Consider the following 14766-nt stretch of genomic DNA (forward strand, 5'->3'; position numbering starts at 1 on the left):
ACCGGGGCGCGCCGACCCGCGGCAGGTCGCGTCAGTACTCCGTCCCGCTCAGCGCGGGCGTCAACTCCGCCCACGGATTGGGCGGTTCCCCCGTCACCGGCCCGCACACCCCCGCGCCCCGCTCGTGGGCGGTGCGTACGGCGAGCGGGATGAGGGGTGCGGGGACGCCGTAGACGAGGTGGCAGAGCCGGTCGGGCGGGTGGTCGGCCGGCCAGGGCGGCCGGGTGAAGGCGGAGACGTACGTCGTCCAGTGGCCCTCGAAGGTGACGGTGAGGTCGGCGAGGCGGACGTACCCGGGTGCCGGGTGGACACCGGGGTTGAGCACGACGGGAGCGGCACCGAGGCGGCGTGCCGTGCGGACCAGCCGGCGGCAGGCGGGCAGGCCGTCCGGGGCCGCGGTGACGCGGTCGAGGAAGCAGCCGTCGGCCGCGTACCACTGCCGGTGACGGCGCAGTTCGTCGGTCACCTCGGCCCGGCCGCGGGCACCGTAGTCGGTGTCGACGTAGCCGAGCAGCCGCGCCCCCGCCGCCCGCAGGGCCCCGGCCGCGGCGGCGAAGGCCCGGTCGGGGGCCGTGCCGGGGCCGTTCGCGGGGTTGAGGACGACGCCGTACGTCCGGTCGGCGGCCGTGATCAGCCGGTGCCAGGCGCCCGGGTCCTCGGCCGGGTGCACATACAGCGGAACCAGCAGGCTCACGGCACCCCGCCGCCTTCCCGGGTCGTCGCCGCCCAGAGCGCGGCCAGCGCGTCGTCGAGGGTGTACGACGGCCGCCAGCCGAGCGACTCGCCGGCGGCCGTGATGTCCGAGCACTGCCACGACACCTGGGCCGAGCGCGCCGACCCGCTTCCCGTCTCCTCCTCGACCCGCCCGGCGAACCCCGCCCGGCGCGTCAGCGCCCGCACCAGTTCCCGAACCGGGACGGCTCGGCCGGAGCCGAGGTTCAGCACGGGCGGCAGCGGCCCGGGTGCCGTGACCGCCAGCGCCACCGCCCGGGCCACGTCGCGTACGTCCACGAAGTCGCGGTGCGCGGACAGGTCGCCGAGCCGCAGCACCGCCTCCGGGTCCGCGCCCGCCGTACGCAGCAGCGCGGCGATCCGCCCGGGCAGCGAGGTGCCCGGCGCCCCGGGCCCGACCGGGTTGCCCACCCGCAGCACCACCGCGTCCAGTCCGGAGGCGGTCACCGCGACCGTGCCCGCCAGCTTGGTCGCGCCGTACGGGCCGGCCGGCCGGGTGGCCGCCGACTCCGTCACCGCCGTGCCCGGACGACCCGGGCCGTACTCCGCCGCCGAGCCCAGATGGACCAGGCGCGCCGCGGGCGCCGCCTCGCGCAGCGCCGCGCACAGCGCCGCCGGGCCGCGGGCGTTGACCTCGGCGAGGGTCACGGCGTCGCCGCCGGTCGCGCCCGCGCAGTTGACCACGGCGTCGGGTGCCGCCGCCGCCAGCGCCGTCGCCAGCCGCTCCGGGCGGTCGCAGGCCAGGTCGAGGCGGAACCCGGCGGCGGGGGAGCGGCCGCCGCCGAGGACCAGCGCCCCCGGCAGCGCCCGCAGCCGGTCGACGATGTGAGAGCCCAGGTATCCGGTGCCGCCCAGGACGAGAACGCGCATGCGGTGCTCAGGCTCCCTTGAGCAGGTGAGACTTGCGGATGGTGAACTCCGCGTTCGCCCGGTCGTAGTCGTCCGGGCGGCCGATGTCCAGCCAGTAGCCGTCGAACTCGTAGGCGTACGGCGGCTGTTGCCTGGCGAGCAGATCGAGCACCAGCTCGTCGAAGCCGAGCGGCAGCCCGGGAGTGTAGTCCTCCAGCGTGGCGCGGGACAAGCCGTAGACGCCCATCGAGACGCGGTAGTCGACGCTGGGCTTCTCGGTGAACGCGACCACCTTGCCGTCGTCGGTGGTCAGCACCCCGAAGTCGATGTGCACCCTGCGGGCGTACGTGGCGATGGTCAGCGGCGCGCCGGCGTCGCGGTGGGTGCGCAGGACGTCGGCGTAGTCGAGGTCGGTGAGGACGTCGCCGTTCATCACCAGGAACGTCTCCGGCAGCCGGTCGCGCAGCGTCAGCAGCGGGCCCATGGTGCCGAGCGGGCTGTCCTCGGTGGCGTAGTCGACGGCCATGCCCCACCGGGAGCCGTCACCGACGTACGCGCGGATGATCTCGCCGAGGTGGCCGATGGCGATGGTGCAGTGGGTGAAACCGGCCGTGGACAGCTGACGCAGCACGATCTCCAGGATGGCGTGCTGGTCGCCGATGGGGACGAGCGGCTTGGGCAGCGCCGTGGTGTACGGCCGCAGCCGGACGCCCTTGCCTCCCGCCAGGATCACTGCGTGCATGGAACTCCTCCTTCGGATACGTGCGCGGACGTGCTGGGACGGTTCCGGACGCGGTCAGACGTTGTAGATGCCGGCCTTGTAGCGGGCCAGGTTCGCCGGGTCGCGGAAGAACTCCACGGTGTGCGCGAGGCCTTCCTCCAGCGTGTGCGCGGGCCGCCAGCCGGTCGCCGCGGTGAGCCTGCTCGCGTCCGCGACCAGCCGCATCACCTCGGAGGCGGCGGGCCGGACGCGTTCGGCGTCCTCGCGCACGTCGAGGGCGGCGTCCATCACCTTGCCGATCAGCGTGACCAGGTCGCCGACCGAGATCTCCCCGCCGGTACCGGCGTTGAAGGTGCGGCCCACGACCTGCCCGGCGGGTGCGGTGCCGACCGCGAGGAACGCCCGCGCGGTGTCCTCGACGTAGCCGAAGTCCCGGGTGGGACGCAGGTCGCCGAGGGTGATGACGCGCTCCCCGGCGGCGACCTGGCCGATCACCGTGGGGATCACCGCGCGCATCGACTGTCTGGGCCCGAAGGTGTTGAACGGTCTGAGTGTCACCACCGGGGTGCCGAAACTCGCGTGGTAGCTGTCGGCCAGCCGGTCCCCGCCCGCCTTCGAAGCGGCGTACGGCGACTGGGTGTTGACGGGGTGGTCCTCGGTGATCGGCACGGTCCGCGCGGTGCCGTAGGTCTCGCTGGTGGAGGTGTGCACCAGCCGGGGCGTGCCGAGCGCGCGCACCGCCTCCAGCACGTTGAGGGTGCCGGTGACATTGGTGTCCACATAACTGCGCGGCGCCCGGTAGGAGTACGGGATCGCGATCAGCGCGGCCAGGTGGTAGGCGACGTCGGCGCCCTCGAGCAGGCCGCGGACCGAACCCGGGTCGCGGACGTCGCCGAGGACGATCTCCACCTGGTCCAGGACGTCCGGGTGCAGGGTCTCCAGCCAGCCGTACGAGGAGAAGGAGTTGTACAAGGCCATCGCCCTGACCCGGAACCCTGCGGCGACCAGGGTCTCGGTCAGGTGCGAGCCGATGAAACCCTCGGCTCCGGTGACGGCGGCGAGCGGTGATGAGGTCAACGCGGGTGTCCTTCCGGTGGGTTGGGCCCGGTGTGGGGGTGCCGGGAAGTACGGGGACGCGGTCCGGCGGGCCGGGGCATCAGACGTGCCGGGCCGGTCGGCCGAGCAGGCGGAGCGCGCACGCCACCAGACACGGCAGGGCCGCGCCGCAGCACAGCGGCAGCGCCCGCGGGCCCGCCGGAAGGTCCAGCAGCGTGACGGCCCCCGCGCCGCCCGCCGCCGTCAGACAGATCGCGGCCGACGGCCACGCCACCCCGAACGCCTGGAGCAGCAGGCCCGTCCACAGGGTGGCCCCGAGCAGCGGCAGCACCGCCGGCCCGGCGCCGGTGAGCAGGGCGGCGGGCAGCAGGGGAAGCGCGTAGCCGAGCAGACAGCCGGCCAGGATCCCGGCCGACCGCAGCAGGAAGGCGGCGGGGGAGGCGGTCGCGCGCAGCGCGGAGACCGACAGCCCCCGGAAGCGGTACAGCAGCCACTCGGCCGGCCCCATGCTCACCGTCAGCACGATCACCGCGTACGGCTCCCGCCGGCCCTCCAGCAGCACCAGCACGCCCGCTGCGAGCCCGAACAGGCCGTACGGCAGGGACGCGAGCAGCCGCGGCCGGCCCGCGCCGGGGACGGCCGGGGCGGCGATGCCGGCCCGCAGGACGCGGCCGGTGACCGCGAGCGTCACCGCCAGCGCCAGCAGCGGCAGGCCGGCCCGCACCCAGGTGCCCGGCTCCCACCACGGCAGCACCGCCGCCCCGGCGACGAGCGGGGACAGCGCGGCCGACAGCACACGCTCCCGGCCCAGCACCAGCAGCACCCCCGCCGCCGCCAGGTACAGCGACTGCGCGGCCGCCACCAGCGTCACCGGGCCGCCTCCCGCGGGCAGCGCGGCGGCCCCCGTGGCCAGGGCGGCCCCCAGGGGCGCCCCGGCCAGCAGCGTACGGGCGGCCTCCCTGCGGCCCGTCGCCATCCTGAGGTGGGCGCGATGGCCGAGCGCCTGCCCCCAGGCCCAGGAGACCAGCCCCGCCGTGATCAGCGCGGCGGTGTGCCGGCCGGCGTGCCACAGCGGCGCGGTGAGCGGGTAGGCCAGGCACGGCAGCGCGAACAGCACGCCCCGCAGCAGGCAGCGCACATGGTCCGGGCGCCAGGGGTCGGCCGCCGGGGCGGGTTCGGGGAACGTGCGCGGCACCCGCTCGTAGAGCGCGGCGGCCAGCGAGAACAGGTCCGGGTGGCCGTACCGTTCCCGGATCGCGTCGGCGGCCAGGCCCTCCGACTCCAGCAGGGCCACCACCTCGTAGGGGTGGACGGCCGGGCCGACGCGGTCGGCGAGTGCGGCGGCCAGTTCGCTGACCGCCTCCTCGTCCGGACCGTGGCCCGGCAGCCGGATGGCCGGGGCGGTGTCGTCGAGGGCCCAGCTCGGGCGGCGGCGCGGCCGGCGGGCCGGGCGGCGCAGCTCGGCCAGCCGGAGCGCCAGCACGTCCCGTTCCGCGCCGCCGGGTTCGAGGGACATCGGCCCGCTCATCCGGCCAGACTCCCCGTACCCGCCGGTGCCGGTGCCGGTGCTGGTGTCCCGTCGGCCTCGGCGGCGGCCGGCCGCCGCCGGAGCGTGGGCAGTTCCCGATAGATGGAGCGGAAGGTGTCGACGGTCTGCCGCAGGGTGAACTGCTCGATCACCCTCAGACGCGCCGCCTCACCCATCGCCCGCCGGCGCGCGGGGTCGCCCAGCAGCTCCAGCGCGGCCCGGGCCATGGCGGCCGGGTCGCGCGGCGGCACCACCAGACCGGTGTCCCCGACCGCCTCCCGGACCCCGCCGACATCGGTGGAGACGGTCGCCCGCCCGCACGACATGGCCTCGATGAGGGTGAACGGGAAGCCCTCGCTGATGCTGGAGAGCATCACGACGTTGCCGGCCGCGTAGGCGTCCTTGATGTCCTCCACACGGCCCTCGAACGTCACGGCGTCCGCGTGCCCGAGCTCGGCCGCCAGCGTCTCGCACCGTTCGCGGTACGCCTCCCCGCCCCGGGGCGTTCCGCCGAACAGCCTGAGGCGTGCCTCGGGCATGCGCTCCCGGACCGGGCCGAAAGCGCGGACGAGGGTCTCCAGGTCCTTGATCGGGTCCACCCGGCCGGCCCAGCTGAGGGTGGGCACCTCCGGCTCCGGCCCGGCCGGCGGGAACGCGGCCGGATCCACGCCGTTGTAGACCGTGCGGATCGACTCCGGGTCGGCGCCGCCCTGTTCCTCCCACAGCCGGTTGTAGCGGTTGCCCGGCGTGATCAGCGCGGCCCGGCGGTAGCTCTCCCGGGCCAGCAGCCGGAAGAAGCCCAGGACGACGGCCTTCACCGGCCAGGGGTAGGGGGCGGTGCGGTAACCGAGGTAGCGTTCGCGCAGATAGACGCCGTGCTCGGTCAACAGCAGCGGAACGCCGTGCCGTTCGAGGCCGGCCAGCCCCGGCAGGACGGCGACACCGCCGCTGACCGCGTGCGCGACCCCGCCGTCGGGGGCCGGCGCGGCCAGCGGGCGCAGGGCGTGCTCCAGCAGGGCGGTCGCGGTGAGCGCGTCGTGCAGGGTCGGCCGGGCCTCCCGTACGGCCAGGCCCGGACGGTTCCATACGGCGGCCAGGATCGCCACCGCCCGGTCGCCGCGCAGGAACGGGCTCAGCGTCCCGTCCGCCGCCGTCCGCGCCATCGCGTACAGCGCGGGCCGGAAGCCGTCCTCGGCGCACGGGTCGAGCAGCGCGGTGAGGAACCGTTCGTAGGCGGCGGCGAGTTGCCGGCGGGCCGGGCCCCGGGGCGCACGGCCCTCGGGCGGGTCACCCCACATGGGCACCGACCTGACGGAGGTGACGTGCCCGGGCAGGTCCCACACGACGGGTTCCCGTCCGGTACCCGTGACGGCGATCACGTCGAAGTCGATGTCGGGCATGCCCTGGACGAGCTGGTCGCACCAGACGCTGACACCTCCGTGACTGTGCGGATAGGTGCCTTCGGTGAGGAGGGTGACGCGCGTTGACTGTGGGCGTCGCGCGCCGCGTTGAACGTGCATCGATGGGCTCCACGGCCGAGGTGTGGGGGTGGTCGTGCCGGTCCCGGCCGGGGGTGGGGGGTGCGGTGGGGGCCGGGACCTTGGGGTCGGTGCGACGCTCAGTGCTTCGCGGTGCTCGCGGTGCCTGCCGTGTTCGCGGTGTACGGGACCCGCTTCTGGACGCCCGCGGGGACGCGGGTGCCCGGGGCGGGCTTCGTGGCAGGGGCGGGGCCGGTGGTGCCGGCGGTCGCGGTGGGGGTCGCGGTGGTCGTCGGCAGGGTCAGGGTCAGCGGGGAGCCGGCCGAGGGGGTCCAGCCGGAGCGTGCTCCCGCGTACGCGTCGCCGTAGGAGGCGCCGCCCAGCGTCGTGCCGTCGGGCAGGGTCGCGGTGACGGCCACACCGCTGGGCGCGTCGACGGTCACGGTGTCGCCGACGCGGTAGGCGGTGACCTGGCCGGCCGCGAGGGCCGCCTTCCACGCCGCGCGCCGTTGGAGTTCGGTGCCGATGTCCTTCATCCGCAGGTTCACCACCGGGGTGTTGTCCGCGAACAGGGCGTCGTAGCCGTCGAGTACGCCGTCGAGCACCGGGTAGGCGATGCGTTCCTCGGCCAGGTTCGACTGGTGGATGAAGTGCGGCCTGGGGTCGTTCGACAGGACGTGCCCGAGGTCGATCCGGGTCTCGGTCGGCACGATCTGGCCGGTGTAGCCGGTGGTGGTGTCCAGGGGTGCGCCGAGGCAGGTGGTGGTCGCCGGGTTGTCCTCGCAGATGCCGCTGCCGCCCTGGGCGCGGGAGGTGTAGAGCCAGTTGTACTCGTCGACCTCTTCGGCCGCCTTGCCCACGTTGTAGAAGATGTTCATCGGGTAGCGGGGCACCGTCAGGGCCGGGCCGATCTGACGCTGCTCGGACTCACGGGAGTTGTCCGAGCCGGTGTAGGCGACGCCGTTGTCGGCGAGTGCGACGGCCAGGTTCGGGTTGTCGTCGGGCTGCTGCGGCAGCAGCTTCAGGCCCGAGTGCTCGCCCGTGACCAACTCGTCGCTCTCCAGGGGCAGTCCGGCGGCCTGTCCCCAGGCGCGGTTGTTCGCGATCTCGTCGGAGATCTCCGTCCGGCTGACCCACTCGGTGCTGCCGTCGGCGTCGGTGACGCACTTCCAGGGCACCACCGTGGTGTCCTGCTCGCAGCCGAGGAAGGCGTGCGTGTAGGTGTGGTTGATCCAGCGGAACTGGTCGCGGTCCGCGATCAGTTCGTCGGCGAGTTCGTCGACGCCGTCGTTGTCCTCGCGCTGGTCGACGCTGCCGACGCCGTTGTAGGCCAGGTCGAGCGTGAAGTGGTGGCTGTTCTGCCAGGCGGTGGCCTGGTCGACGTCCGCGGCGGTCATGCGGATCGGGTCCGGGGTGCCCTGGCCGCCGGTGCAGTCGACGTCGCCGGGCGTGCAGTTGAGTTCGGTGTCCCAGCGGTCGTCGGCGGCGAACACGTCGTCGACGTGCACGGCGAAGTAGTTCCGGGAGGCACCGAGGTGCACCCCGCCGGTCATCCACTCCACGATGCCCCGGGCCAGCAGCCGGAACTGCTGCTGGTACTGGTTGTAGACGAAGGTGACGACCAGCTCGCGCCGCCCGTCGTGCCGGTACTCGCCCACCAGCGAGCCCTGCTGCGACGTCCCGGGGATGGTCGCCTCGACGTACGGGGTGAAGTCCGCGCCGGTGGCGGGAGTCGACAGATAGGCGTAACTCTCGGCCACCGTAGGGGAGTTGTCCTCGAAGGGCACGGCACCGTCGAGGTAGCCGAAGGCGCCCGCCTCGCCGGCCGCCGTCACCTGGGCCTCGACGCCGTCGATACTGCCGGAGTAGCCGCCGGCGGCCGCGTACTGCAGCCCGGCCTCCGGACGCGCGTAGGTGTAGGCGTCGACCTGCGGGATCGCGTACGTCTGCTCGTACGCCGCGAGCGCCGCCATCTCGGTGGATCCGGCGGCGAACGGATCGTCGTCGGGCAGCACGACCGCCTGGTACTTGGCGCGGGGTCTGCCGTCCACGGTGTCCGCGAGGAACCCCGCGTCGATCACCGACCGGTCGGAACTGGTCAGATCGACCTCGGTGTACGGCGTGCCCGCGGTGTCCAGTTCGGACGCGATCGCGGCGGTGGCCGGGCCGCCGTCGCTCACCAGCAGGACCTGGAGGTCGATTCGGGGGATCGTGGTGTCGGCGTGCGCCGTGCCGGCCGGCAGGCCCAGTGCGGCGACGAGCGCGCCGACCGTGAGCGCGGTGGTGCGGACGGTTCGCTTCATGCGGTGAAGTCCTCTCCCCGGGCAGGGGTGAGCACGGCTCCCAGGGAGCGGGGACGCACCCCCTTGCGCGACCCCGGCGTCCCCTCGGAAACCGGTCGTCGACGCATCCGTCGTCACGTGGTGGTGTCTCTGTGCGGCTTTGGCGCGGGCCTCGGTGCCTCAGGCGCAGAGCACGCGCGTCTCGGGGGTGTAGACCGGGCCGCCGCTGGTGGTCGAGCTGTCGCTGAACTCGGCGTAGTAGTACGAGTAGAAGCCGATGTCGCCGTTGCAGCCGGAGTCGGCGGCGATCTGCAGCGTCAGCGTGACCGTGCGGCTCTGTCCCGGCGGGATGGTGGCGCCGTAGTCGGTCCCGAGGTCGGCCGGACCGGTCCCGGAACAGGACGTGCCGCCGGTGGCCGTGGCCAGGGAACAGCCGGTGAAGCTGTACTTGAGGTCGGGGCGCTGGCTGGTCAGCCAGGTCGGGTCGATCGTCTGGTGGACGAACCAGATGTCGTAGGTCTTGTTGTTGGTGATCGTCATCGACAGGTTCACCGTCCCACCGGGCGTGGTGGTGGCGCTGTCGGTGGTGAACGTCAGATCGGCCGGCCCGGAGTCGGCGCTCGCGCTCGGGGCCAGGCCGAGGACGGCGAGCACGAAGGCGAGGGCGGTGGCGAGACCGAGGCGTCTCATCAGGGGTGATCGCATGGCCCGGGAGGCTAGGCAGACGGTGAGCACACCGTCTGCCCCTGCTGGAACAGCTGATTCACAGGTCGGCCGGAAGTGTCTCTCGAGTGACGGCGCTGTGGATGTTGTGTGGTGACGACTCGAGGTTTGTATACACGCACGGTATGCGATGTACCGCGGACCGGCGCGGCGGTGCCGGGCGGTGCCGGGCGGTGCGGTGCGGCCACCCGGCGGTATTGGCGTGTACCTGACGGGTCGGACCGGGTCGGCGACGGCCGTCCCTCCGCGCGCCGGGGATGTTCTCGGCCAACCGCCGATTTCCGGCCCTGATTCGGTCGTGGGGACTTCTTGGTGAGGTCTTGGGCTCGCGTACCCTCATCCGTCACATCCGCGCCACCGGGCCCTTCCCTGACGTTCGGTGCTCTTGGAACACTCGCACCGCGCATCATCCGTCACGCTCCGGCCATTCCGTACGCCAGGATGAGAGGTCCCACAGCCATGCCCGAAGTCAACCGGCGTCGATTCCTCCAACTCGCAGGCGCCACCACGGCGTTCACCGCGCTGTCCAACAGCATCGAGCGCGCCGCCGCGCTGCCCGCCAACCATCGCACGGGGTCGATCGAGGACGTCGAGCACATCGTCGTCCTGATGCAGGAGAACCGTTCCTTCGACCACTACTTCGGCTCGCTCAGAGGCGTCCGCGGCTTCGGCGACCCGCGTCCGGTGGCCCGCCCGGACGGCAAGCCGGTGTGGTACCAGTCGGACGGTATGAAGGACCTGCTGCCGTTCCACCCCGACGCCGACGACCTGGGCCTCGCGTTCATCCAGGACCTCCCGCACGGCTGGAACGACGGACACGCCGCCTTCGACCAGGGCAAGTACGACAAGTGGGTGCCGTCCAAGGGCTCCACGACCATGGCGTACCTGAAGCGTGAGGACATCCCCTTCCACTACGCGCTCGCCGACTCCTTCACCATCTGTGACGCGTACCACTGTTCGTTCATCGGCTCCACCGACCCGAACCGCTACTACCTGTGGACGGGTTACACCGGCAACGACGGCAAGGGCGGCGGCCCGGTTCTCGGCAACGACGAGGCCGGCTACAGCTGGACCACCTACCCCGAGCGCCTGGAGAAGGCCGGAGTCTCGTGGAAGATATACCAGGACGTCGGCGACGGCCTCGACGCGAGCGGCTCCTGGGGCTGGATCCAGGACGCCTACCGCGGCAACTACGGCGACAACTCGCTGCTCTACTTCAAGCAGTACCAGGACGCGAAGCCCGGCGACCCGCTGTACGACAAGGCCCGCACCGGCACCGACGCTCGCAAGGGCGAGGGTTTCTTCGACCAGTTGAAAGCCGACGTCAAGGGCGGCAAGCTGCCGCAGATCTCCTGGATCGTCGCTCCCGAGGCCTTCACCGAGCACCCCAACTGGCCCGCCAACTACGGCGCCTGGTACGTCGCCCAGGTCCTGGACGCCCTCACCGCCGACCCGAAGGTGTGGGCGAAGACGGCCCTGTTCATCACCTACGACGAGAACGACGGCTTCTTCGACCACGTGATCCCGCCCTTCCCGCCGTCCTCCGCCGCGCAGGGCATCTCGACGGTCGACGCCGGACCCGACCTGTTCAAGGGCGACAGCGGCCATGTCGCCGGTCCCTACGGGCTGGGGCAGCGCGTGCCGATGCTCGTCGTCTCCCCGTGGAGCAAGGGCGGTTACGTCTGCTCGGAGACGATGGACCACACCTCGGTCATCCGGTTCATGGAGCGTCGCTTCGGGGTGCACGAGCCGAACATCTCGCCCTGGCGGCGTGCCGTCTGCGGCGACCTGACCTCGGCGTTCGACTTCTCCCGCACGGACACCCGGCCGGTCGCCCTGCCGGACACCGACGGCTACCGGCCCCCGGACCACGACCGCCACCCCGACTACAAGCCGACCCCGCCCGCCAACCCGGCCCTGCCCAAGCAGGAGCGCGGGCAACGGCTCACCCGGCCGCTCAAGTACGCGCCCCTCGTGGACGCTTCGGCGGACGCGGCGACCGGCAAGATCACGCTCACCTTCGCCTCCGGTGCCCACGCGGGCGCCGCCTTCCTCATCACCTCCGGCAACCGCACCGACGGTCCCTGGAGTTACACCACCGAAGCCGGCACATCGGTCTCCGACACCTGGAACTCGGCGTACTCCGGCGGCTCCCACGACCTGACCGTGCACGGCCCGAACGGCTTCCTGCGCGCCTTCAAGGGCTCCGGGAAGACCGCGGGAGCAGAGGTCACCGCCCGGCACACGGGCGACGGCATCCAGCTCACCTTCACCAACCAGGGCTCCGGCGCGGCCCGGTTGAAGCTCGTCAACGGCTACGGCGGACGGCCGCGGACGGTCACCGTACGGCCGGGGGCGCACGTCCGGCTCACCGTGGACCTCACGGCGAGCCGCCGCTGGTACGACCTCACCGTCACGTCCGACACCGACCCGGGCTTTCTGCGCCGGTTCGCCGGACATGTCGAGAACGGGCACTCCGGTGTCAGCGACCCGGCGATCGTCACGGAGTAAACGGCCGATGAATACCGCATCGTGGGGACTGGTCAGGTACCGGTCAGCTCAGGGTAGTGTGCCCCGGTGACCACGCAATCGAACACTCCTGCAGGCTGGTACCCCGATCCGCACGGTGCGCCCCAGACGCTCCGTTACTGGGACGGCGCGCAGTGGACCGACCACACCAGCCCGGACCAGCAGGGCGCCCAGCCGGGTGCCCAGCAGGCCGCGCCGCAGGCTGCCCCGCACGCGGCCGTTCCGCAGCAGGCCGCCGGTGACGCCCGCGTGCAGCGTCAGGTGCAGCAGCAGGCCGGAGTCGCCGCCGGCGGCCCCGGTGGCGGCACCCTGTTCACCGAGCCGGTCCTGGTCGTGAACCAGAAGGCCAAGCTGATCGAGGTGACCAACGAGTACAAGGTCATGGATCAGAACGGCAGGGAGATCGGTTCGGTCGTCCAGGTCGGGCAGAGCCTCATCAAGAAGATCGTCCGTTTCGTCTCCAGCCTCGACCAGTTCATGACGCACAAGCTGGAGATCCGGGACGCCTACGGCCAGCCGCAGTTGCTGCTGACCCGGCCGGGGAAGATCTTCAAGTCGAAGGTGATCGTGCAGCGCCCGGACGGCTCGCCGGTGGGTGAGATCGTCCAGCAGAACATGATCGGCAAGATCAACTTCGCGATGAACGCCGACGGCCAGAAGGTCGGCGCCATCAAGGCGGAGAACTGGCGGGCGTGGAACTTCGCCATCGTCGACCACGCGGACAACGAGGTCGCCCGGATCACCAAGACCTGGGAAGGCCTCGCCAAGACGCTGTTCACGACCGCGGACAACTACGTCCTGCAGATCCACTACCAGCTGCCCGAGCCGCTGCTGAGCCTCGTGGTGGCGACGGCGCTGACCGTCGACACCGCGCTGAAGCAGGACTCGCGGGGGCTGGGCTGATCTTCGCCTACTGTATCCAGGCGGCAGCAGACAACGGCGGCCGGCGCGCGCGGGATTCCGCACGCACCGGCCGCCGCTCTCGTGGCTACAGCGGGCTGAGCCGTCCCGGCTCCGACTGCCGCGGCACCAGCGCCGGTTCGAGCGACGCCGTGCCCGGCTCCAGCGCCAGCACCGCCGCCACGGGATGTTCCGCGTCGTCGTCGACGGCGGGCCCGGCCGCGGGAGCCGCCCGGGTGAGCAGGACCACGCCCAAGGAGGCCAGCCCCGCCCCGGCCAGCGCCAGCAGGACCCCGGCCTCCCCGCCCCGGAGTCCCTGGCCGAGCAGGGTGAGCCCGATCACCGCGGCCGCGACCGGGTTGGCCAGGGTCACCACCGCCAGCGGGGCGCCCAGACCGCCCCGGTAGGCCGTCTGCGACAGCAGCAGCCCGCCCGTGGCGAACGCGGCGACGAGCAGCGCCACCCCGACGACCTCGCCCGCCCCGCCGATCCCGGCGCCGAGCCCGGCCCCCGAGCCGGTCGCCGCCACCGTCACCGTCTGGGTGAGCGCCGACGCCACGCCCGAGGCGAAGCCGGACGCCGTCGCGTGCCGCAGGCCCGGCCGGGCACCGGGCCGCGCCAGCATGCCGATCAGCGCCGCCGTCGTACCGGCCACCGCCAGCGCCTGAGGCAGGCTCAGTACCCGCTCGGGCGCCGGGCCCGAGGCGGCGACCAGTATGGCGGCCAGCCCCAGCAGCGTGAACGCGGTGCCCCGCCACTCGACCGGGCTGACCCGCCGCCCGGCGGCCCGCGCCCCCATCGGCACGGCCGCGACCAGAGTGAGCGCGCCCAGTGGCTGGACCACCGTCAGCGGACCGTACTTGAGGGCCACCACGTGCAGCAGCGCGGCGCCCGCGTTCAGCCCGACCGCCGACCACCACGCGCCGGTGCCCAGCAGCCGCAGCAGGCCCGCGCCGGAAGCGCGCGAGGCGAGGCGTTCCTGGGCGACGGCGGCCGCGGCGTAGGCGACGGCCGAGACCAGGGACAGGGCGACGGCGATCAGGTCGGCGCTCATCGGCCCGCTCCGGCCAGGACGGGCGCCTCGGGGGACACCGGCATCCGTCGGCCGCTTCCCCGGCCGCTGCGCCGCGCATGTGGGGTACTCGCCCCGTCCGCCGTGCGGTGCGGCGGGTGGATCAGGGCGAGCGCCACGCCGAGCATGGCCGTCGCGACGATCGCGTCGAGCCAGTAGTGGTTCGCCGTGCCCACGATCACCAGCAGGGTCACCAGCGGGTGCAGCAGCCACAGCCAGCGCAGGCGCGACCGCGACCGGGTCGCCACGATCAGGCCGATGGCCACCATCAGGGCCCAGCCGAAGTGCAGCGACGGCATCGCGGCGTACTGGTTGGAGAGGTGATCGGTCTGCGGTGGACCGTATACAGAAGGTCCATACACACGCGCGGTGTCGACCAGCCCGGTGGCGGCCAGCATGCGCGGCGGGGCCAGCGGGAACGTGAAGGGCAGCACCAGGGCGGCGGCCGTGACCGCGGCGAGGACCCGGCGGGCCCAGACGTAGTGCGCGGGCCGCCGCAGGTACAGCCAGACCAGGAAGGCGGCGGTGGCCGGGAAGTGGACGGTCGCGTAGTAGGTGTTCGCCAGGTGGACCAGGGTGTCGCCGTGCAGCAGTGCGGACTGCACCGTGCCCTCGCCCGGCAGGTGCACGGCCCGTTCCAGGTCCCACACGCGGCGGGCGTTGTGCAGCGCCTCACCGGTGTGGCCGGTGGCCAGCTGCCGGCCCAGCTTGTAGACGAGGAAGAGCCCTGCTACCAGCAGGAGCTCACGGACGAGCGGAGGCCGCGCTGTCGCGTCGGCCTCCGCTTTCGCAGGCGCGGTTCGGGCATTCATCCCCCGGCCCCTTCACTGACGGTGTGCTGGCTCATCGATACGTCACCGTACCGATACGCCAGTGTACCGATACGCTCGGGTACC

At 72.9% G+C, this 14766-nt stretch carries 12 protein-coding genes; 2 read left to right on the top strand and 10 right to left on the bottom strand.

Translation table 11 applies throughout. The features are described 5' to 3' along the window. Positions 1 to 31: 31 nt before the first annotated feature. The 8 genes from ABZ915_RS18575 to ABZ915_RS18610 form a co-directional block, all read right to left on the bottom strand. Positions 32 to 694: a spherulation-specific family 4 protein gene (locus ABZ915_RS18575; protein WP_361803588.1), complete on the bottom strand. Its 663-nt coding sequence runs from the start codon at positions 692 to 694 to the stop codon at positions 32 to 34. Further along, positions 691 to 1602, bottom strand: coding sequence for an NAD(P)-dependent oxidoreductase (locus tag ABZ915_RS18580; protein ID WP_361803591.1), 912 nt, complete (start codon positions 1600 to 1602; stop codon positions 691 to 693). Before ABZ915_RS18580 ends, ABZ915_RS18575 begins: the two co-directional genes overlap by 4 nt. Before the next feature lie 7 nt (positions 1603 to 1609). Continuing rightward, on the bottom strand, positions 1610 to 2323 hold the full coding sequence (locus tag ABZ915_RS18585) for a sugar phosphate nucleotidyltransferase (RefSeq protein ID WP_361803594.1): 714 nt from the start codon (positions 2321 to 2323) through the stop codon (positions 1610 to 1612). A 54-nt stretch (positions 2324 to 2377) separates the two neighbouring features. After that, positions 2378 to 3379 (bottom strand): GDP-mannose 4,6-dehydratase, encoded by a 1002-nt coding sequence (locus ABZ915_RS18590; RefSeq protein ID WP_361803597.1) that lies wholly within the window; start codon positions 3377 to 3379, stop codon positions 2378 to 2380. Positions 3380 to 3458: 79 nt separating this feature from the next. Continuing rightward, positions 3459 to 4886: a hypothetical protein gene (locus tag ABZ915_RS18595; protein ID WP_361803600.1), complete on the bottom strand. Its 1428-nt coding sequence runs from the start codon at positions 4884 to 4886 to the stop codon at positions 3459 to 3461. Continuing rightward, a complete protein-coding gene (gene pelF / locus ABZ915_RS18600) occupies positions 4883 to 6406 on the bottom strand; it encodes a GT4 family glycosyltransferase PelF (RefSeq protein WP_361803603.1) in 1524 nt (507 codons plus the stop codon). Before pelF ends, ABZ915_RS18595 begins: the two co-directional genes overlap by 4 nt. A 98-nt stretch (positions 6407 to 6504) precedes the next feature. Continuing rightward, the gene (locus tag ABZ915_RS18605; protein ID WP_361803606.1) at positions 6505 to 8667 is read right to left on the bottom strand and encodes a hypothetical protein; all 2163 of its coding nucleotides are present in this window, start codon (positions 8665 to 8667) and stop codon (positions 6505 to 6507) included. Between the two features lie 159 nt (positions 8668 to 8826). Beyond that, positions 8827 to 9351, bottom strand: coding sequence for a hypothetical protein (locus ABZ915_RS18610; RefSeq protein ID WP_361803609.1), 525 nt, complete (start codon positions 9349 to 9351; stop codon positions 8827 to 8829). Between the two features lie 477 nt (positions 9352 to 9828). Between ABZ915_RS18610 and ABZ915_RS18615 the strand changes: the two genes are divergently transcribed. Next, entirely contained in the window at positions 9829 to 11880 is a 2052-nt protein-coding gene (locus tag ABZ915_RS18615) for a phosphocholine-specific phospholipase C (protein WP_361803612.1), read from the top strand. Between the two features lie 66 nt (positions 11881 to 11946). Beyond that, positions 11947 to 12801 carry a phospholipid scramblase-related protein gene (locus ABZ915_RS18620; protein WP_361803615.1) on the top strand — a complete coding sequence of 285 codons (855 nt, stop codon included), beginning with the start codon at positions 11947 to 11949 and terminating at the stop codon, positions 12799 to 12801. A gap of 85 nt (positions 12802 to 12886) precedes the next feature. On the opposite strand, the gene ABZ915_RS18625 is transcribed toward ABZ915_RS18620, so the two are convergent. After that, positions 12887 to 13852, bottom strand: coding sequence for a hypothetical protein (locus ABZ915_RS18625; protein WP_361803618.1), 966 nt, complete (start codon positions 13850 to 13852; stop codon positions 12887 to 12889). Beyond that, complete coding sequence (locus ABZ915_RS18630) at positions 13849 to 14682, bottom strand: phosphatase PAP2 family protein (protein ID WP_361803621.1); 834 nt, start codon at positions 14680 to 14682, stop codon at positions 13849 to 13851. Before ABZ915_RS18630 ends, ABZ915_RS18625 begins: the two co-directional genes overlap by 4 nt. Between the last annotated feature and the right edge of the window lie 84 nt (positions 14683 to 14766).

Source organism: Streptomyces sp. NPDC046915, assembly GCF_040644935.1.
Classification (GTDB): domain Bacteria; phylum Actinomycetota; class Actinomycetes; order Streptomycetales; family Streptomycetaceae; genus Streptomyces.